The organism is Amycolatopsis sp. QT-25 (genome assembly GCF_029369745.1).
Lineage (GTDB): Bacteria > Actinomycetota > Actinomycetes > Mycobacteriales > Pseudonocardiaceae > Amycolatopsis.
This window is the reverse complement of record NZ_CP120210.1, coordinates 4229408-4250688: the sequence shown is the minus strand read 5'-3', so window position 1 is coordinate 4250688 and position 21281 is coordinate 4229408. Positions and strand designations below refer to the sequence as shown.

4 protein-coding genes are annotated in these 21281 nt (G+C 70.7%); 3 read left to right on the top strand and 1 reads right to left on the bottom strand.

Annotation, left to right across the window (positions count from 1 at the left end; translation table 11 throughout):
• Positions 1-77: 77 nt before the first annotated feature.
• On the top strand, positions 78-599 hold the full coding sequence (locus tag P3102_RS19640; protein ID WP_276360670.1) for a CGNR zinc finger domain-containing protein: 522 nt from the start codon (positions 78-80) through the stop codon (positions 597-599).
• On the opposite strand, the gene P3102_RS19635 is transcribed toward P3102_RS19640, so the two are convergent.
• A complete protein-coding gene (locus P3102_RS19635) occupies positions 596-1048 on the bottom strand; it encodes a DUF2243 domain-containing protein (RefSeq protein ID WP_276360668.1) in 453 nt (150 codons plus the stop codon). The genes P3102_RS19640 and P3102_RS19635 overlap by 4 nt on opposite strands.
• A gap of 777 nt (positions 1049-1825) precedes the next feature.
• Here P3102_RS19635 and P3102_RS19630 point away from each other — a divergent pair.
• Positions 1826-3085 (top strand): serine hydrolase domain-containing protein, encoded by a 1260-nt coding sequence (locus P3102_RS19630; protein WP_276360666.1) that lies wholly within the window; start codon positions 1826-1828, stop codon positions 3083-3085.
• A gap of 113 nt (positions 3086-3198) precedes the next feature.
• The gene (locus P3102_RS19625) at positions 3199-21276 is read left to right on the top strand and encodes a non-ribosomal peptide synthase/polyketide synthase (RefSeq protein WP_276360664.1); all 18078 of its coding nucleotides are present in this window, start codon (positions 3199-3201) and stop codon (positions 21274-21276) included.
• The last annotated feature ends 5 nt before the right edge of the window (positions 21277-21281 follow it).

Sequence of the window (21281 nt, the reverse complement as noted above, 5' to 3'; positions counted from 1 at the left end):
AAGTTGTTTAGAGCGGTTAGAGACAAGCAGGCGACGACCTAACCTGTCAAGCGAGCGACGAAGGGTAGGATGTCGATGTGCTGCACCGTCCTCTGTCCGGCGAGCCCCTCGCTTTGGACCTGTTGAACACCACGTGGCCCGATCGTGGTGTTCGACAGGACGTCTTCGACGAACCCGGCGGGATCGGCGGCTGGCTGGCCGAGTGGGACCTCCCTGATCCGCCGGGCGCGGAGGAACCGTTGCGCCACACGCGTTCCGTCCTGCGTGAGGTGCTCGAAAGGCCTGGCGATCCCGCCGAACGCGCGCTGAACGCGGTGCTGGCGCGAGGCCGTTTACGGCCGGAACTGAGGGAGGGCGGCCCCGAAGAGGTGATCGAGGTCGAGGAACCGTCCTGGCACCCCGCATGGCTCGCGGCATACGGGTACCTGACTTTGCTGCGCGCACGCCCGGAACGGATCAAGCGGTGTTCGGCGTATCCGGTGTGCACGCTGTACTTCGACGACACGACCCGCAACGGCACCAGACGCTGGTGCTCCATGGAAACCTGCGGCAACCGGGCGAAAGCCGCTCGTCACTATCACCGCGAACGTTCGACTTAGCGATCACGCACGTCGTTCAGGCGCCTCTCGTGATGTCGTGCCGTGAGGGTGCCGATCATGACGAGTGCGGCGCCCAGCGCCAGGAAGCCGAGGTCGTAGGCGAGCTGGTGGGTGCCAGGGCGGACGTGGTGGACGCCGAGGATCAGATGATCGACCGTGCCTTCGACGAGGTTGAACACCCCCCAGCCCACGAGCGCGCCGCCCGAGAGCACGGGAGCGGGCAACCGGTTGCCGCGGTTGAGCAGGACGACGCCGACGACGACGAAGATCAAGCACAGCAAGTGAAACAGGCCGTCGCCGACCATGTTCAGATGAAGGTCTTCCGGAGTGTCGGGCGGGTACCAGCTGGACAGCAGGTGATGCCACCCGAGAATCTGATGAGCGACGATGCCGTCGATGAAGCCACCGAAGCCCAACCCGAGCAGGAGCGAGGACGCGGGGAGTCTCATGCGGGCACGGTTAACCTCGCTGCCGCGACTCAAACACCCTGCCGCACGCTCACCCGAGTTCAGCCGGAAACCCGACGGCGGAACAGCGGTGTCGCCTGTGGTGAGACTCGCGCGCCGACCACTCGGTGAGCCGGCCGGATGGAGTTCGCCGGGCACGGGGCCGGAGCGGCCGTAATCGTATACCGGTCCGCAGGGGCACCTACTTGCAAGTCACATGTTTGAACAGTTTTTTTCTGGGTATAGAACGTTGTTTGCGCGTGGAGACATTTCTTCCAGTTTTTGCCGTCTACTGGCCAGACGAGTTTCATGCCGAAGTCGAATGTGTGGGTTTTCTTCCGCCGTGCCGGTGTCCGGTGATGGCGGCGGCACCGCAATACCCCAGGTGAGACCCGAGATCAAGGGCATCCGGTCCCCGGTTCCAGGGCTTGGAATTGACCGGTGGCCAATTTCAGGGTCCTCGCTCGAAGTGCGATCTTGGCAATCGTGTGCTTATTGATTGTGGACCGGAATGATCTTCGATTGTTTTCCTGATTGGTCCACTTGGTGGTATCGAAAGCCGGACCGGGTGGGCAATCTGTGAAGCGTCTCTTGGCGAGAATGATGCGCGGCGAACTTCCAGGGCGCCACAGCGATCATTGGTTACATGCGATTTCTCTTGTGGCAGTTCCAAGCATTCGGAAGGTCAGTTCAGTGTTTTCGTCAGTGGCAGAGTCGTGTGTTCCCGCAACCCCCGGAAGGCGGTCGGTCCGGCCCATCCCGCCAGGCAGGCTGGCCGGGGTGCTCAGCTCCCTCATCCAGCGGCACCACGTGCCGGGAGCCCAGCTGGCGGTGTGGCACCGCGACGAGCTTTCGGTGGCCGAAGCAGGCGTGGAAGCCGGTGACCGCCCGATGAGTGTGGATTCGACGGTGCCCGTCGGGTCCATCACCAAGGCCTTCACCGCGACGCTCGCGATGCTCTTGGTGGCCGACGAGGACCTCGAGCTCGACACCCCCATCGGCGAGTCCCTCCCGGAACTGCGCGGCAGCGAGCTCGGCGGCCTGCTGACACTGCGCCAGCTGCTCGGGCACACCAGCGGCCTGCCCTCCGACCCGGCCGAACACTGCTCCAGCCGCCGCGACCTGCTCGGGTGGCTGCATCCGGAGCTGCTGGTCTGCGCCCCGGCCACCGCCTTCTCCTACTCCAGCGTCGGCTACGCGCTCGTCGGCATGCTCATCGAAGAAGCGACCGGCATGCCGTGGCAGGAGGCCCTCGAAACGATCCTGATCCGCCCGCTGGGCATGAACGCCGCCTTCGTCGGCTGCGCGGGCCGGGAGCCGACCGCCAGCGGACACGCCGGTCGTCCCGGCACCCGGCCCCGCGCGGTCGAGCAGATGCTGGCCCCGGTGCTGGCTCCCGTGGGCGGCCTGGCGCTGAGCGCGCGCGAACTGATCAAGTTCGGGCAGGTCCACCTGGGCAATCCCTGTCTGCTGGACGAGGAGACCGCGAAGGAGATGTACGCCCCGGGTGCCGCGGAACCGTTCGGCCTCGCCGACGGCTGGGGACTGGGGCTGGCGCGGTTCCAGGGCAAGCACACCACGTGGCTGGGCCACGACGGCACGGCGGACGGGACGTCGTGCCACCTGCGCATCGACGGCGAAGGGCAGACCATCGTCGCGTTGACCACCAACGCCGTCGGAGGAGCGGCGCTGTGGTCCGCGGTGCTGCGTGAGCTGCGCGCGCTCGGCCTGGACATCCCCGACTACCGGGCGCGCGACGAACGTGCCCGGCGGGTCACCGTGCCGGCCGAGAGCCGCGGCGGCTACCGCAACGGGGAGCTGGAGTACGTCGTGGAGACCGACACCGAGGGTGTCGTGTGCCTCACGGTGGACGGTGAGGTCCATCGTGACCTGGCCCTCTACGACTGCGGGACGATGTCGGTCCCCGACCCCGCCACCGGACTGCGGGCCGACTGCGGCCGCATCGTCCGCGACCCCCGCACCGGACGCGTCACCGCCTTGCAGGTCGGTGGGCGTCTCGCCGAGCGGGTGAGTCACTGAGGCGGTCACGCCGCCGTACGGCCCGAGGCCGGTCTTCATCTCCCTTTGTCTTCGTCCCCGCCGTCTCTCACTCGAGACGGTCCTCGACGCGCGCTCGGAAGGTTCGACGTTTCATGACATCCCAGGACATCGCCAGAGCCCACCCGTCTGAGCCGGCCGTGGAAGCCGGCGTGAGCCTTCCCGGACTGTTCGCGCGTCAAGTGGCACGCACCCCGGACGCGATCGCCGTGACCGGGGACTTCGCCCCGTTGACCTATCGTGAACTCGACGAGCGGGCCAACCGGCTCGCGCACCGCTTGGTGCGGCTCGGTGTCCGCGCCGAACACCCGGTCGCCGTGAGCCTGGCGCGGTCGGCCGATTTCGTCGTCGCCGAGGTCGCGGTCGTCAAGGCCGGTGGGGTCTACGTCCCGCTCGACGCGCGAGCTCCCGAAGCGCGGTCGAAGCGGGTGCTCGCCGAAGTGGGAGCTTCGATCGTGCTCACCGACCGGGAGCGCTCGCTTCCCGGCGTCCACGCGCAGCGCCTCGACGACCCCACCCTGGAGTGCGAACCCTCCGGTTCCCCCGGCACGGTGGTGGATCCGGACCAGCTCGCGTACGTCATGTACACCTCCGGTTCGACCGGTGTGCCGAAGGGGGTCGCCGTGACGCACCGGGACGTCGCGGCGCTGGCGTCCGACAGCCGGTTCGGCGACGCGCACGAGCGGATCCTGCTGCACTCGCCGCCGGCCTTCGACGCGTCGACCTACGAGCTGTGGGTGCCGCTGCTGAGCGGTGGCACCGTCGTCGTCGCACCGCCGGGCGACCTCGGGGTCGAGGCGTTGCGCCGGATGGTGTCCGGATACGGGGTGACGGCGTTGTGGCTGACCGCCGGGCTGTTCCGGGTGGTGGCGCAGGAGGCGCCGGACTGCTTCCGCGGCGTGCTGGAGGTCTGGACCGGTGGGGAGGCCGTCCCGGCAGGGCCGGTCCGCCGCGTCCTCGAACACTGCCCGGGTCTCGTCGTGGTCGACGGGTACGGGCCTACCGAGACGACGACTTTCGCCACCTCGCACCGGCTGGCGTCCCGTGATTCGGTGCCGGAACGCCTGCCCATCGGGCGGCCGCTGGACGGCATGCGGGCCTACGTGCTGGACACCGGCCTGAACCCGGTCCCCGACGGCGAGGCGGGCGAGCTGCATCTCGCCGGGCCGGGGCTGGCACGCGGCTACCAGGCACGGCCGGGGCTGACCGCGGAGAGGTTCGTCGCCGACCCGTTCGGCCCCGACGGTGATCGCATGTACCGCACCGGTGACGTCGTGCGCCGGAACGACGGCGGCGAGCTGGAGTTCCTCGGCCGCGCCGACGAGCAGGTCAAGATCCGCGGCTTCCGCATCGAACTCGGCGAGATCGAAGACGTGCTGCGCCGGCACGACGACGTCACCGAGGCCGTGGTCGTGGCCCGGGAAGACCGGCCCGGCGGCAGACGACTCGTCGCGTATCTCGTCACCCGCGGCGACGGCGGAGGGGAACCGACCGGTCTGCGCGCGTTGCTCACCGAGACACTGCCGGACTACATGATCCCCTCGGCATTCGTCGTCCTGGACGGCCTGGAGTTGAACGCCAACGGCAAGGTCGACCGGCGCGCCCTACCGGCACCCCCGGCGGAAGCGACCGAGTACGTCGAGCCGCGGACCGACGCCGAGCGGCGCGTTTCCGCGATCTGGGCCGACGTGCTGGGCGGTGGCCCGGTGGGCGCCACCGACGACTTCTTCGCCCGGGGCGGCGACTCGATCCTCGTCGTGCAGGTGCTTTCCCGGCTGCGCAAGGAATTCGGGACGGAGCTGACGGCGAAGGCACTGTTCGACGCCTCCACCGTCGAACGGTTCGCCCGGCTGTTGCCGGAGACTCCGGACCCGGCCCGGGCCGAGCCGATCCCGATCGCTCCCGACGATCGGCCGGTGCCGATTTCCCCGGCACAGCAGCGGCTGTGGTTCCTCGACGAGCTTTCCGGAAACGCCGCGACCGAGAACAACACCGGTGTCGGGCTGCGGCTCTCGGGTCCCTTGGACGTCGATGCCCTCGCCAACGCGCTCGACCTGCTCTGCGCCCGCCACGACTCCCTGCGCACCACCTTCGACGTGGTGGACGACGAGGGCGTCCAGCGGATCGCCGCGTCCGCCCTCATCCCGCTCCAGATCCGCCGACTGTCCGATATGGACAGTGTGCACACAGTGCATACAGTGGACGATCTGGACGGCGAACTGACCAAGGAGTTGTCACGGCCGTTCGACCTCCGGAACGGCCCGCTGACCCGGGCCACCCTGTTCGAGCTGGCGGACGAAGACCACCTGCTGGTGCTCTGCCAGCACCACATCGTCACCGACGGCGCGTCCATCGGCATCCTCACCGAGGAGCTGATGGACCTCTACGCCGGGAAGACCCTGCCGGAACTCCCTGTGCGCTACGCCGACTTCGCCGCGTGGCAGCGTTCCCGGCTGACCGGCCCGGTGCTGCGCCCGCATCTGGCGTACTGGCGGCAGCGGCTGGACGGCCTGGAACCGCTCGCCCTGCCGACCGACCGGCCCCGCGCGGCGCGGCGGTCGACCGAGGGCGCGGTCCACCGGCGGCCGCTGCCCCCGGCGCTGGTCGACCGGCTCACCGCACTGGGCCACGAGCACGGCGCGACCCTGTTCATGACGCTGACCGCCGCCGTGCAGATCCTGCTGGCCCGCCACAGCGGGCAGCAGGACGTCGCGGTCGGCACGGCCGTCACCGGACGGGACCGCGCCGAGCTGGAGAAGCTGACCGGGTTCTTCGTCAACACCCTGGTGCTGCGCTCGCGGGTGGACGACGACCGGTCGTTCACCGGTTTCCTCGGCGAGTTCCGGGAGACCGTGCTGGACGCCTTCGCGCACGCCGACGCGCCGTTCGACCGGGTCGTCGACGCGGTACGCCCCGAACGCGACGCCTCCCGGACGCCGCTCGTGCAGGCCGTCGTCGTCCTGCAGAGCCCGCTGGTGCGGCCGCACGAGGTCGCCGGACTCCGGGTCACCGAGCACGATCTGCCGCGGCCGTCCGCCCGCTTCGACCTCGTGATCGAGTTCTGGCCGCGCAACGGCACCTTCGAGCTCGCGATCGAGTACAGCACCGGCCTGTTCGACGCCGTCACCGTCGAACGCCTGGCCGCCCGGCTGGAGACCCTGCTGACCGGGATCGCCGCCGATCCCGCCCGGCCGCTCGGTGACCTGCCGCTCACGACGGACGAGGACCGGCGGTTCCTGCTTCCCGCCGGTGGGCCCGTCGCCCCGGTCGACACCGTCCCGGCGGCCTTCGACCACCAGGTCGCCCGGACACCACACGCGCCGGCGGTGACCTGTGGAGACACCTCGCTCACCTATCGCGAACTGCAGGACCGCGCCGATCGGCTCGCCCGTCACCTGATCGAGCTGGGTGTGCGGCCGGAAGACCGCGTCGGGATCCTGATGGACCGCTCGGCCGACCTCGTCGTCGCCGTCCTCGCCGTCCTCAAGGCGAACGCCGCGTACCTGCCGCTCGACCTGCGTGCGCCCGCCGCGCGGATGCGGCGGATCCTCGACGGCTCGGCGTTGCTGCTGACCGACTCCACGTGGGCCGGAGTGGCCGCGGACGTGCACCCGCGGCCACTTCGGGTGGTCGTCCCGGCGGAGTCCGGTGCCTGGCCGAACCCCGACCTGAACCCCGACAATCTGGCGTACGTCGAGTACACCTCGGGTTCCACCGGCCTGCCGAAAGGCGTCGCGGTGCGTCACGCGGACGTCGTCGCGCTCGCCGGGGACAGCCGGTTCACCGGCGGCGCGCACGAGCGGGTGCTGCTGCACTCGCCCCTGGCGTTCGACGCGTCGACCTACGAGCTGTGGGTACCGCTGCTCAACGGCGGCGAAGTCGTCGTCGCCGCGCCGGGGGACCTCGACGTCGACCGGCTGCGGCAGCTGATCACCCGGCACGGCGTGACCGCGCTGTGGCTCACGGCGGGCCTGTTCCGGCTTGTCGCGCAAGAGGAACCCGACTGCTTCACCGGTGTCCGTGAAGTCTGGACCGGCGGCGACGTGGTTCCGGCGGAGACGGTCCGTCGCGTGCTCGCCTGCTGTCCCGGACTGGCCGTGGTCGACGGTTACGGGCCCACCGAGACGACCACGTTCGCGTCCGCCTTCCGGATGACGTCACCGGATTCCGTGCCGGACGTCGTGCCGATCGGCACCCCACTCGACGGAATGCGCGCCTTCGTGCTCGACGCCCGGCTGAGGCTGGTGCCTCGCGGAGTGGTGGGCGAGCTGTACGTCGCCGGGCCAGGCCTGGCCCGCGGCTACGCCGACCGACCGGGCGCCACCGCCGAACGCTTTCTCGCCAACCCCTTCGGCGAGCCGGGAAGCCGGTGCTACCGCACGGGTGACCTGGTGCGCTGGCGGTCCGACGACACGCTGGAGTTCGTCGGCCGGGCCGACGACCAGGTCAAGATCCGCGGTTTCCGGGTGGAGCCGGCGGAGATCGAGGCCGTGCTCACCGAACGGGCGGACGTCGCGCAGGCCGTGGTGCTCGCGCGGCCGGACGGCGGCCGCAAACGGCTCGTGGCCTACGTCGTCCCGGCACCGGGCACGGCACCGGAGGCGACGGCGGTACGCGGCTCGCTGGCGGAGGTGCTGCCGGACTACCTCGTGCCGTCGGCGATCGTGCTGCTCGACGCGCTTCCCCTGAGCCCCAACGGGAAACTCGACCGACGCGCGCTGCCCGAACCGGCGCTCGAGCCGACGGCCGTCCGCCGCACCGCACCGCGGACGGAACCCGAGCGTGTGCTGGCCGGCATCTGGGCCGAGGTGCTCGGGCTCGACGAGGTCGGGGTCGAGGACAACTTCTTCGACCTGGGCGGTGACTCGATCCTGAGCATCCAGGTCGGTGCCCGTGCGCGCCGGGCGGGGCTCGCGCTGAGCACCAGCGACCTCTTCCGGCACCAGACCGTCGCCGCGCTGGCGGCCACGGCCACCGAAACGGGCGGAGCGACCACTCGGGGGCCGGTGTCGGGTGAGGCGCCGTTGACGCCCATCCAGGAATGGTTCTTCGCCACCCAGACCCGGCGGCCCGAGCGGTTCGACCAGTCGCTGTCGATGGAACTCGCCGCGGATGTCGACGAGGCCGCGTTGCGCACGGCGCTGTCGGCACTGGTCGAGCAGCACGACGCGTTGCGGATGCGGTTCGAGCGCGCGAACGGGCGATGGCGTCAGGTGAACCCGCCACCCGGCCCGGTGGACGTGCTCGCCGGACCGTCCGAAGTGGACCTCGGACGCGGGCCGTTGCTGCGGGCATGGCTGTCCGAAGAGGACGGCCGCAAGACGCTTCGGCTGGCCGCCCATCACCTCGTCGTCGACGGGGTGTCCTGGCGAGTACTGCTGGAGGACCTGGACCTGGCCTACCGGCAGACGGTCCGGGGTGAGGCCGTCGACCTCGGACCGAGGTCGACGTCGTTCCTCGAGTGGGCCCGCCGGCTGACCGACCGGGCCGATGCGGGCGGGTTCGCCGGAGAATCGGCCTACTGGCAGGACTTCGACGGCGACACGTCGGTGCCGGTGGACGGCACGGGGCCGAACACCGCCGGTGCCGCCCGGTCGGTGACCGTGCGGCTGACCGAAGCCGAGACGACCGCGCTGACGCGTGACGTGCCCGCCGTGTACCGCACCCGGATCAACGACGTCCTGCTCACCGCGCTCGGCCGGGTGCTGCGGGACTGGACCGGCCACGACCGCGTCGTGGTGGACCTCGAAGGCCACGGCCGCGAGGATCTGTTCGAGGACGCCGACCTGTCACGGACGGTGGGCTGGTTCACCAGCCTGTTCCCGGTGACACTGGAAGCCGGTGGTGACTGGGGCCGGGCGCTGAAGACGGTCAAGGAGCGGTTGCGTGCGGTGCCCAGCCGCGGCATCGGCTACGGCGTCCTGCGCTACCTCACCGGGACGGCGCCGGCGATCACCCCGGCGGTCAGCTTCAACTACCTCGGCCGGTTCGACCCGCCGGTCGCCGACGGCGGCCTGTACGCCGCGCCCGGCCGTGAACTGACCTTGGAGGTCGCCCCGGAAGAGATCCGACCGCATCTGCTCGACGTCGTCGGCCGCATCGACGGCGGTGCGCTGGAGTTCGACTGGTTCTTCGCCGACGGCGTACACCACGAGTCCACAGTGGACGGGCTGGCGAACGCGCTCCTCGACGCGTTGCGGGAGATCGTCCGGCACTGCGCCGAGCCGGGGGCGGGCGGCCGGACACCGTCCGACTTCCCGTTGGCCGCGCTGGACCAGCGGCAGGTGGACGCGCTGGCAGGCGACGGCCGCGCGGTCGAGGACCTCTATCCGCTGACCCCGATGCAGGCGGGGATGGTCTTCCACGCCCTGGCGCCGGGCGGCACCCGGGTCTACCTCGAACAGCTGACCTTCGTGCTGGACGACGTCGCCGACCCGGAGCGGCTCGGTGCGGCCTGGCAGCGGGTGGTGGACCGGACGCCGGTACTGCGCAGCCGGATCGTCTGGGAGAACGTGCCGTCGCCGCTGCAACTGGTCGAACGCGATGTCACAGTGCCGATCACGTACCTCGACTGGACCGAATTGTCCACCGTGGAGCAAGAGGAGGCACTGCGGCGGTTGCTCGAGGCCGACGCCGAGGAAGGTCTCGACCTGGCCCGCGCGCCGTTGACACGGCTCGTCATCGTCAGGCTGCCCGATGACGCCGTGCGGGTGGTGTGGACGTTCCATCACGTGCTGCTCGACGGCTGGAGTGTCTTCCAGGTCCTGTCCGACGTCAACGCGCTGGCCCGGGACGACGACGAGGCGGTGCCGGAACGACGGCCGTTCCGCGACTACCTCGCCTGGCTGGCCCGCCAGGACGACCGGGCCGCCGAAGAATACTGGCGAGACGAGCTCGCCGAGCTGTCCGCGGCGACACCGTTGCCCTACGACCGGACACCCGCCCGCGGGCACACGACCAGATCCGCCGACCGGGTGGCCGCCGAGCTGGACGAAGCCGCCTCCGACCGGCTGTACACGTTCGCGAAACGCCATCGGCTCACGGTGAACGCCGTCGTCCAAGGCGCGTGGGCGCTGTTGCTGTCGCGATACAGCGGTGAGCAGGACGTCTGTTTCGGCGCGACCGTCTCGGGCAGACCGCCCGAGCTGCCCGGGGTGGACGACATCACCGGCATCTTCATCAACACCCTGCCGGTGCGGATGCGCGTGGACGGCGGTGCCGGGCTGGTCGACTGGCTGCGGGAGGCACAGGCCCGGCAGGTCTCCTCACGCCGGTTCGGGCACCTCGCGCTCACCCGGCTGCAGGGCTGGAGCGGTGTCCCGGCGGGGACGAACCTGTTCGACAGCATCGTGGTGTTCGAGAACTACCCGATCGACGAACTCGCCGACGGGCCGCGGGTACGGGAATTGGAAGCGGCGGAGCGGACCAACTATCCGCTCAGCGTCGTCGTCTACCCGGGACGCCGGCTGTCGCTGGTGCTCGGCTACGACCCGGCCCTGTTCGACGCCGGGACGGCGGAACGGCTCGCCACACATCTGGGCGTGCTGCTGCGGGGCGTGGCGGACGTGGGAGTTTCGGCGATCACGATGCTGACCGACGCCGAGGAAAACCGCGTGGTCCACGAATGGAACGCCACCGGCGCGGCGTTGCCGGAAGCCGCGCTGACGCCGTTGTTCGAAGCTCAGGTACGGCGCACTCCGGCAGCCGTCGCGGTGGCCGGTGACACCGGGTCCCTGACCTACGCCGAACTCGACGCACGGGCGAACCGGCTGGCTCATCTGCTGCTGCGGCACGGCGTCCGTGCCGAGGAGCGCGTCGCGGTGCTGATGGACCGCTCGGCCGACCTGGTCGTGGCGGAGCTGGCGATCACCAAGGCGGGTGGCGCTTACCTGCCACTGGACCTGCGGGCACCGGCGGACCGGTTGCGCCTGCTGCTCACCGAAGCCGAAGCGAAGATCGTGGTCACCGACACGGCACGTCGGCCGCAGGCCGAAGAGCTCCGGTGTGGACAGTTGCTGACGGTGGACGACGCCGCGGGCGAACCGGCGACGGCGCCGGGTGTCCCGACCGATCGTGACCAGCTCGCCTACGTCATCTACACCTCGGGCTCGACCGGTTCGCCCAAGGGGGTCGCCGCGCGGCAGCGGGACGTCGTGGCGCTGGCGCGGGATCGGCGGTTCCGGACCGGAGCGCACGAGCGGGTGCTGCTGCATTCACCGCATTCCTTCGACGCCTCCACCTACGAGCTGTGGGTACCGCTGCTCAACGGCGGCTGTGTGGTCGTCGCGCCGGCACGGGAACTGGACGTCGCGACGCTTCGCCGGGTGATCGCGGAGCACCGGGTCACCGGGGCGTTCCTGACGACGGGGTTGTTCCGGCTGGTGTCACAAGAGGATCCACGGTGCTTCGCGGGGATGCGGCAGGTGTGGACCGGCGGTGACGCCGTCCCCGCCGCGGCATTGCGCCGGGTGCTGGAAGCCTGTCCGGACACCGTGGTCGCGGACGTCTACGGGCCGACGGAGACGACCACTTTCGCGACCGTCCGGTTGATGTCCTCGGTCGGTGAGGTGCCCGACGTGGTGCCGATCGGCGGACCGCTGGACAACACGCGGACCTACGTCCTCGATGCCGGGCTGTCCGTCGTGCCGCCGGGGGTGCCCGGTGAGCTCCACATCGCCGGTGAGGGCGTGGCTCGCGGGTACCTGGCCAATCCCGGTCTCACGGCGGACCGGTTCGTCGCCGACCCCTTCGGCACCGGCGAGCGGATGTACCGCACCGGGGACATCGTGCGGTGGACCGCTGAGGGGCAGCTGGAGTTCGTCGGCCGCGTCGACGAGCAGGTCAAGGTCCGCGGCTTCCGGATCGAGCTGGCGGAGATCGAGGCGGCGCTGGGTGCGCATCCCGCCCTCGCGCAGGCCGCGGTGCTCGCGCGGGAGGACAGCGGCGTCAAACGCCTGGTGGCCTACGTCGTGGGCGAGAGCGGCGTGCCGGACACGGGCGAACTGCGGGAGTTCCTCGCCCGCACCCTGCCGGACTACATGGTCCCCGCGGTGTTCGTCGCACTGGAGCGGCTTCCGGTGAACGTCAACGGGAAACTGGACCGACGGGCGTTGCCCGTGCCCGACTTCGGCGCTCAGCGCGCCACCGCCTACCTGGCGCCGCGGCCGGGCCGCGAAACCGTGCTCGCGGACATCTGGGCCGAGGTGCTCGGGGTCGGGCGGGTCGGCGCCGAAGACGACTTCTTCGCGCTCGGCGGAGATTCGATCCTCAGCATCCAGGTGGTCTCCCGCGCCCGGCAGGCCGGGCTCGACCTGCTGCCCGGTGACCTGTTCACGTACCGCACCATCGCCGAACTGGCCGCTTCGGCGGGCGACGTCCACGAAACCGTCGACCGGGGCCCGATCAGCGGCGACGTCGAGCTCACCCCGATCCAGCGGTGGTTCTTCGCCACGCAGACCGACGATCCGGGACATTTCGATCAACGCGTCGAAATCGAGTTGCCGGCTCCGGCCGATCCGGGCGCGGTGCGTACCGCGCTGGCCGCGCTGGTCGAGCACCACGACGCGCTGCGGATGCGGTTCGAGCAGGCCGGCCACGGCCATCGGCAGGTGAACGCCCCGGTCGATCCCGCGGCCGAGGTCCTGGACACACCGGTGGAGCACGACCTGGCCACCCGGTCGATGCTGCGCGCCACGCTGTCCGCGCCCGGCAGGCTCACCCTGTCCGCGCACCACCTCGTGGTCGACGGCGTGTCGTGGCGGGTGCTCATGGAGGACTTCGACAAGGCGTACCGGCAAGCGGTACGCGGAGAAGTCGTCGACCTCGGTCCGCGTGGAACCTCCTTCCAGGAGTGGGCGGAACGGCTGGCGGAGCACACCGCCAAGGGAGGGTTCGACGACGAACTCGGCCATTGGCACGCCACGGCCGCGGAGCCCGCCGTGCCGGTGGACGGCGACGGCCCGAACACCGCCGCGGCGATGCGTGCGGTCACCACGCGCCTCGCCGCCGAGGAGACCGCGGCATTGCTGCGCGCGGTGCCCGACGTGTACCGGACCCAGGTCAACGACGTGCTGCTCACCGCGCTGGGCCGCGTGCTGGCCGACTGGACCGGCCGCGACCGGGTGCTGGTGGATCTGGAGGGACACGGCCGGGAGGAGTTGTTCGACGGCGTCGACCTGTCGCGGACCGTCGGCTGGTTCACCACGCTGTTCCCGGTCGCGCTCGACGTCCCGGAAGACTGGGGCACGGCGCTGAAGTCGGTCAAGGAGCAGTTGCGGGCGGTACCCCGGCGTGGCATCGGCTACGGAGTCCTGCGTCACCTCGCCGGGACGGCGCCGGAGATCGAACCTCAGGTGAGCTTCAACTACCTCGGCCGTTTCGCCGCGGAGTCCGGCCGTCTCGAATCGGACGATTCCCCGCGCTCGGTCCGGGCGCATCTGCTGGATGTCGTCGGCCGCGTCGAAGGCGACGAACTGGAATTCTCCTGGTACTACGCGGAGGGCGTGCACCGGAAGGAGACGGTCGCCCGGCTGGCCGATTCACTGGTCACGGCGTTGCGTTCGATCATCGCGCACTGCGCCGAGCCCGGTGCCTGGGGCCGCACGCCGTCGGACTTCCCGCTCGCCCGGCTCGACCAGGCGACGGTGGACCGGCTCGCCACCCCCGACGTCGAGGACATCCATCCGCTGACGCCGATGCAGTCCGGCATGGTGTTCCACGCCTTGTCCCAGGGCGAGGAGCGGGTCTATTTCCAGCAGGTGGCGTTCGTCCTCGACGGGGTCACCGATCCGGAGCTCCTCGCGCGGGCCTGGCAGCGCGTGGTCGACCGGACGCCGGTGCTGCGCACGCGCATCGTCTGGGAGGGCGTCGACGAGCCCGTGCAGGTGGTCGGGCGGGCGGTCGCCGTGCCGGTCACCCAGCACGACTGGCGAGCACTGTCCGAAGCGGAGCGTGAGACCGCTTGGCGGGAGCTCCTGGACCGTGACCGGGACGAGGGAATGGACCTGGCGGCCGTACCGTTGCTGCGGCTCACGCTGGCACGGTTGTCCGGCACCGAGGTCCGCGTGCTGTGGACCTTCCACCACGTGCTGCTCGACGGCTGGAGTGTGTTCGGGATCCTGTCCGACGTCTTCGCCTGCCACGGCGCGTTCAGCCGCGGGGAAGCCGAGGAGCTGCCCCGCCGCCGTCCGTTCCGCGATTACGTCGAGTGGCTCGCGAATCAGGACGACCGGCTCGCCGAAACGCATTGGCGGACCGTGCTCGGCGACCTCACTTCGCCCGCACGGCTGCCGTTCGACCGGCCGCCCGCACAGGCGCACACCACCCGCTCGTCGGATTGGCTGACCGTCGAACTCGACACGGACGAGACCACCCGGCTGCAGGAGACCGCGCGGAGTGCCGGGCTCACGGTGAACACGCTGTTGCAGGGCGCGTGGGCGCTGCTGCTCGCGCGGTACACCGGCGACCGCGACATCTGCTTCGGCACCACGGTTTCCGGGCGACCGGTGGACCTGCCGGGAGCGGACGACATCGCCGGCATCTTCATCAACACCCTCCCGGTCCGGGTCACCGTGGCGGGCGCGGTCGACGCGGCGTCGTGGTTGGGGGAGCTACAGGCGGGCCAGGTCGAATCCCGCCGGTACGGGCATCTGCCGCTGACTCGGTTGCAGGGGTGGAGCGGCGTGCCCGCCGGGGCGAACCTGTTCGAAAGCCTGGTGGTGTTCGAGAACTACCCGATCAACGAGGAGGCGGCCACCGCGCACGGCCTGCGGCTGCGGGCGCTGGACGCGGTCGAGACGACCAACTATCCGCTCAGTGTGGTCGCCTCGCCGGGCGACCGGTTGTCCATCGACCTCGGCTACGACCCGGATCTGTTCGACCCGGCCACGGCGCACCGGATCGCCCGGCAGCTGACCGGCGTCCTGCGTGGCTTCGGCGAGGGTCTCGGCCGGTCGCTGGACGAGATCGACCTGCTCACCGACGCCGAACGGCGGCAGGTGCTCGTCGAGTGGAACGACACGGCGAATCCGGTACCCGAACGCACGCTGGGCGAACTGTTCGCCGAGCAGGTGCGGCGGACGCCGGACGCGCCGGCGCTGACCGCCGACGGTGTCGAGCTGAGTTATGCCGAGCTGGACGCCCGCGTGGACCGGCTGGCACAACGGCTGGACCTCGGCATCGAGGAACCGGTCGGCGTGCTCATGGAACGCGCGCCCGAGCTGGTGATCGCCGAACTGGCCATCGTGAAGGCGGGCGGAGCGTATCTGCCACTGGACACCCGCGCGCCCGAGACACGGCTCAAGAGCCTGCTCTCCGGGGTCTCGGTGCTGGTGACCGACCGGGCGTGGGAGCCGGTGGCCCGCTCCCTCCACCCCGGGCGGGTCCTGATCGCCGAGGACGCCGCGCCGTCCGCGCCGCGTCGCCTTCCGACGCCTCATCGGGACAACCTGGCGTACGTCATCTACACCTCGGGTTCCACGGGAACGCCCAAGGGGGTCTCGGCGCGCCATCGCGACGTCGTGGCGCTGGCCTGGGATCGGCGGTTCCGGACCGGAGCGCACGAGCGGGTGCTGCTGCATTCACCGCATTCCTTCGACGCCTCCACCTACGAGCTGTGGGTGCCGTTGCTGGCGGGCGGTTGTGTCGTGGTGGCGCCACCCGGTGACCTCGACGTCGACACGCTCGCCCGTGTCATCGCCGAACACCGGGTCACCGGGGCGTTCCTGACCACGGGGTTGTTCCGGTTGGTGTCACAAGAGGCCCCCGGCGCTTTCGCCGGGATGCGCGAAGTGTGGACCGGCGGTGACGCCGTCCCCGCCACCGCGGTGCGCCGGGTGCTGGAAGCCTGCCCCGGCACGGTGGTCGCCGACGTCTACGGCCCCACCGAGACCACGACCTTCGCGACCGTGCGCCTGATGTCGTCGGTCGGCGAGGTGCCCGACGTGGTCCCGATCGGCGGGCCCTTGGACAACACACGGGCCTACGTCCTCGACAGCGCGATGCGGCCGGTGCCACCGGGCGTACCCGGCGAACTGCATCTCGCGGGGGAGGGTTTGGCCCGCGGCTATCTGGGCAGCGCCGGGCTGACCGCGGATCGGTTCGTCGCCGACCCCTTCCGGGCGGGCGAGCGCATGTACCGCACCGGGGACGTCGTGCGGTGGACGGCGGAGGGGCAGCTCGAGTTCACCGGCCGGGTCGACGAGCAGGTCAAGATCCGCGGCTTCCGCGTCGAGCCGAGTGAGATCGAAGCGGCGCTCGGGGCCCACCCCGGCCTGGTCCAGGCCGCTGTGCTCGCCCGCGAAGACCAAGGAGTCAAGCGGCTGGTGGCCTACGTCGTCGCCGGGACGGACGTGCCGGACACGACCGAGCTGAAAGAGTTCCTGAGGCGTGAGCTGCCGGACTACATGATCCCGGCCGCGTTCGTCCCCATCGAGGAGCTTCCGTTGAACGTCAACGGGAAACTCGACCGGGCGGCACTGCCGGCGCCGGACTTCAGCCGGACGGTGACCGCGTGGACCGCCCCCGGTACGGACGCCGAACGTGCGCTCGCCGAGATCTGGGGCGAGGTGCTCGGGGTCGAGGAAGTGGGCGCGGAAGCCGACTTCTTCGAACTGGGCGGCGATTCGATCCTCAGCATCCAGGTGGTGTCGCGTGCCCGGCGGGCGGGGCTTCGGCTGCTGCCGAAGGACCTGTTCCGTTATCCGACGATCCGGGCGCTCGCCGCGAGCGCGCAAGGTCCGGCGCCCACCCTCGCCGAGCAGGGCCCGGTCACCGGCGACGTGCCGCTCACCCCGATCCAGCACTGGTTCTTCGCGACCCAGCCCGAGCAGTTCGACCAGTCCGTCCTGGTCGAACTCGCGGAGGACGTCGACGAAGCCGCGCTGCGCGCCGCGCTGATCACCGTCCTGGACCATCACGACGCCTTGCGGATGCGGTTCGTGCGCGCCGAGGACGGCTGGCATCAGCACAACGCGCCACCGGAGCCGGTGGACGTACTGCGTATCGGCGAAGTGTCCACAACGGACTTCGACCTGCGGAACGGCCCGCTGTTCTCGGCCGTCCTGTCCCGTCCTCGCGAAGGCGGGCCGCTGCTTTCCCTGTCCGCGCACCACCTGGTGGTCGACGGCGTGTCGTGGCGGATCCTCCTGGAGGATCTCGAAACCGCGTACCGCGGCGGCGACCTCGGTCCGAAGACGACGTCGTTCCGTTCGTGGGCGCGGAGGCTCGCCGAGCACACCGCGGCGGGCGGCTTCGACGACGAACTGGCGTACTGGCGGGCCGTCCCGCGGCCTGCCACGCTGCCCGCCGACCACGACGGCGAGAACACGATCGGTTCGGCCCGCTCGGTCACCGTCCGGCTCGATCCGGACGAGACCAAGGCGTTGCTGAGGGACGTGCCCGAGGTCTACCGCACCCAGGTCAACGACGTGCTGCTCACCGCACTCGGCCGGGTGCTGGCCGACTGGACCGGGCAACGGGAGATCGTGGTCGACCTGGAAGGCCACGGCCGCGAAGACCTGTTCGACGACGTCGACCTCTCACGCACGGCAGGCTGGTTCACGAGCATGTTCCCGGTCGCGCTGGAGACGGCCACGGACTGGGGCAGCGCGCTCAAGGCGGTGAAGGAACGGTTGCGGGCGGTACCCCGGCGTGGCATCGGCTACGGCGCCCTGCACCACCTCGCCGGGACCGCGCCGCGGATCGAGGCGCCGGTCAGCTTCAACTACCTCGGCCGGTTCGACTGGGACCTCGGCGGCCTCTATCGCGCCATGCGCGGGGGATTGGACGCCGACCTGGACGCGGCGGCGACGCGGACGCACGCGTTCGACGTCGTGGCCAGGGTGGAGCAGGACTCGCTCGAAGTGTCCTGGTCGTATTCGGCGAACCTGCACGAGGAGTCCACGGTCGACGCGCTGGCGGACGGCCTGCTCGCCGCGCTGCGGGGCATCATCGAGCACTGCGCCGAACCCGGCGCGGGTGGCCGGACCCCGTCGGACTTCCCGCTCGCCACCCTCGACCAGTCCCAGGTGGACCGGCTGGCGGGCGACGGCCGCGCCGTCGAGGACGTCTACCCGCTGACCCCCATGCAGGGCGGGATGGTCTTCCACGGGTTGTCGCAGAGCGAGCAGGGCCTGTACTTCGAACAGGCGACGTTCGTCCTCGACGGCGTCACCGACCTCGACGTGCTCGCCCGGGCATGGCAGGAGGTGCTCGACCGCACCCCGGTGCTGCGGACCGCCTTCGTCTGGGACGGTCTGGCGGAACCGGTGCAGATCGTGCACCGCGACGTCACGCTGCCGATCCGGCGGCTCGACTGGACGGATCTGTCCGAAGCCGAACGCGCGAAGCGGCTGCGGCGTCTGCTGGCCGAGGATCGCGAGGAAGGTCTCGACCTCGCCCGTGCACCACTGATGCGCGTCGCCCTCGCCCGGCTCTCGGACACCGAAGCACAGGTGCTGTGGACCTTCCACCACGTCCTGCTGGACGGCTGGAGCGTGTTCGGCGTGCTCGCCGACCTGTGCGCGGCCCACGCCGGAGGCCCGCTGCCGTCCCGGCGTCCCTTCCGGGACTACCTCGAATGGCTGGGCGGACGGGATGACGCCGAGGCGGAACGGTTCTGGCGCCGGACGTTGGACGGCGTGGGGGAGCCGACACCACTGCCCTTCGACCGGATGCCGTCGGAGACCCACACGACCTGCTCGGCGACCTGGCTGCCGTTTTCGCTGGACGAACCGGACACCGCCCGGCTCGACGGCTTCGTCAAGCGGCACGGCCTCACGCTCAACGTCATGGTCCAGGGCGCCTGGGCGCTGCTGCTGTCGGCGTACAGCGGACGCCGCGACGTCGTGTTCGGCGCCACCGTGTCCGGCAGGCCTGCCGAACTGTCCGAAGTGGACGACATCCTCGGCATCTTCATCAACACCCTGCCGGTGCGCGCCGGCGTCGACCGTTCGGCGACGGTGGCCCGGTGGCTCAAGGAGCTGCAGAACGCTCAGGCGGAGGCGCGCGGATACGACTTCGTGCCGCTGAGCAGGCTGCAAACCTGGACCGGGCTGCCCGGCGGCGTGAATCTGTTCGACAGCCTCGTGGTGTTCGAGAACTACCCGATCAAGGACGACGCGGCCGCCGAGCACGGCTTGCGCGTCCGTGATCTGGCGGCCTTGGAGACGACGAACTTCCCGATCACCGTGGTCTCGTCGCCGGGACCGCGGCTGGCGGTGGAACTCGGCTACGACCCCGCACTGTTCGACCGGACGACCATCGAAGGCATCGCCGGGCGGCTGCTCCTGCTGTTGCGCGAACTCGCCGCCGACGGCGACCGTCCGCTGAGCCGGGTGCCGGTGCTCGACGCCGACGAAGAACGGCTCGTGCTGCGTGACTGGAACGCCACCGGCGACGAACCGGCGGTCCGTTCGCTGCCGGAAATGTTCGCCGAACAGGTCCGCGACCGTCCGGACGCGCCCGCGGTCGTGGCCGGTGGCGAGACCCTGAGTTACGCGGATCTGGACCGGCGGGCGAACCGGCTCGCGCACCGGCTGCGCACGCTCGGACTCCGGCCCGAGGACCGGGTCGGCCTCCTGGCCGAGCGGTCGAGCGCGTTCGTGGTCGCCGAACTCGCCATCGCCAAGGCGGGTGGCGTCTACGTACCCCTGGACACCCGTGCCCCGGACGAGCGCCTGCGTCTTCTCCTGACCGGGGTCGGCTACGCCGTCACCGACGAGACCTGGCTGAACACCCTCGCACGGGTGCACGAGGGACACGTCGTGGTCGAGCCGGAGGCAGGTCCGGACCACGACCCCGGCGTGGTGGTCGATCCCGAGCAGGTGGCGTACCTGATGTACACCTCCGGCTCCACCGGGACGCCGAAGGGAGTCGCCGTCCGGCACCGTGACGTCGCCGCGCTGGCGGCGGACCGGCGGTTCGCGGGCGGCGCGCACGAGCGGGTGCTCCTGCACTCGCCGCCGGCCTTCGACGCCACCACCTACGAGCTGTGGGTGCCGTTGCTGAACGGCGGCACGGTCGTCGTGGCACCGCCCGCCGACCTCGACGCCCACGCCGTGCGGCACGCGATCGCCGAGGACGGCGTGACCGGCCTGTGGCTCACCGCGGGTCTGTTCCGGGTGCTCGCCCAAGAGGCTCCGGACTGCTTCACCGGCCTGCGTGAGGTTTGGACCGGTGGCGACGTCGTCCCGGCCGCCGCCGTCCGGCAGGTGCTGGGTAACTGCCCTGGTCTGCGGGTGGTGGACGGCTACGGTCCGACCGAGACGACCACCTTCGCCACGTCCTTCCCGATGTCCACTGTGGACGAGGTGCCGGACGTGGTGCCGATCGGCCGTCCGCTGGACGGGATGCGCGTCCAGGTCCTGGATCCCGGGCTGACACCGGTTCCGCCGGGAATACCGGGCGAGTTGTTCGTCAGCGGAGCCGGGCTCGCCCGTGGCTACTTCGCCCGTCCCGGCCTGACGGCGGATCGCTTCATGGCCGATCCGTACGGGCCGCCGGGTACGCGGATGTACCGCACCGGGGACCTCGCCGCCTGGACCACCGACGGTCGCGTCCGGTTCCTCGGCAGGGTCGACGAGCAGGTCAAACTCCGCGGCTTCCGGATCGAACCGGGCGAGGTCGAAGCGGCACTGGCCGCCCACCCCGCGATCACCCAGGCCGCGGTGATCGTCCGGGAGGACCGGCCGGGGGCCAAAGTGCTCGTCGCCTACCTGGTGGGTGACGAGCTGCCCGCGAACGAGCTGAAGACCTTCCTCGGCCGGACGCTGCCGGAGTACCTGATCCCCGCCGTGTTCGTCCGGCTCGAAGCGCTTCCCTTGAGCCGCAACGGAAAGCTCGACCGGCGAGCGCTGCCCGCCCCGGAGACCGCCGAACCGCGACCGGCCTACACCGCCCCGGAGACCGACACCGAACGTGTCGTGGCGGAAATCTGGGCCGAGGTGCTCGGGCTGGAGCGGGTCGGCACGGACGACAACTTCTTCGAGCTCGGCGGGGACTCGATCCGGAGCCTGCACATCGCCTCCCGGGCGAGCGCGGTGTTCGACATCCGGCTCACCCCGCGTGACGTGCTCACCGCCCGCACCGTGGCCGTACTGGCCGAGACGGTCGAGGAGATGATCCTGCGGGATCTCGAACTCCTCGCCTCCGGTGACCCCACCATCGAACTCTGAGGACT

What these genes read in the sequence shown, in the direction of transcription:
- P3102_RS19635 (WP_276360668.1), bottom strand. Translation starts at nt 1,048, where the DNA reads ATGAGACTCCCCGCGTCCTCGCTCCTGCTCGGGTTGGGCTTCGGTGGC.
- P3102_RS19625 (WP_276360664.1), top strand. Translation starts at nt 3,199, where the DNA reads ATGACATCCCAGGACATCGCCAGAGCCCACCCGTCTGAGCCGGCCGTG.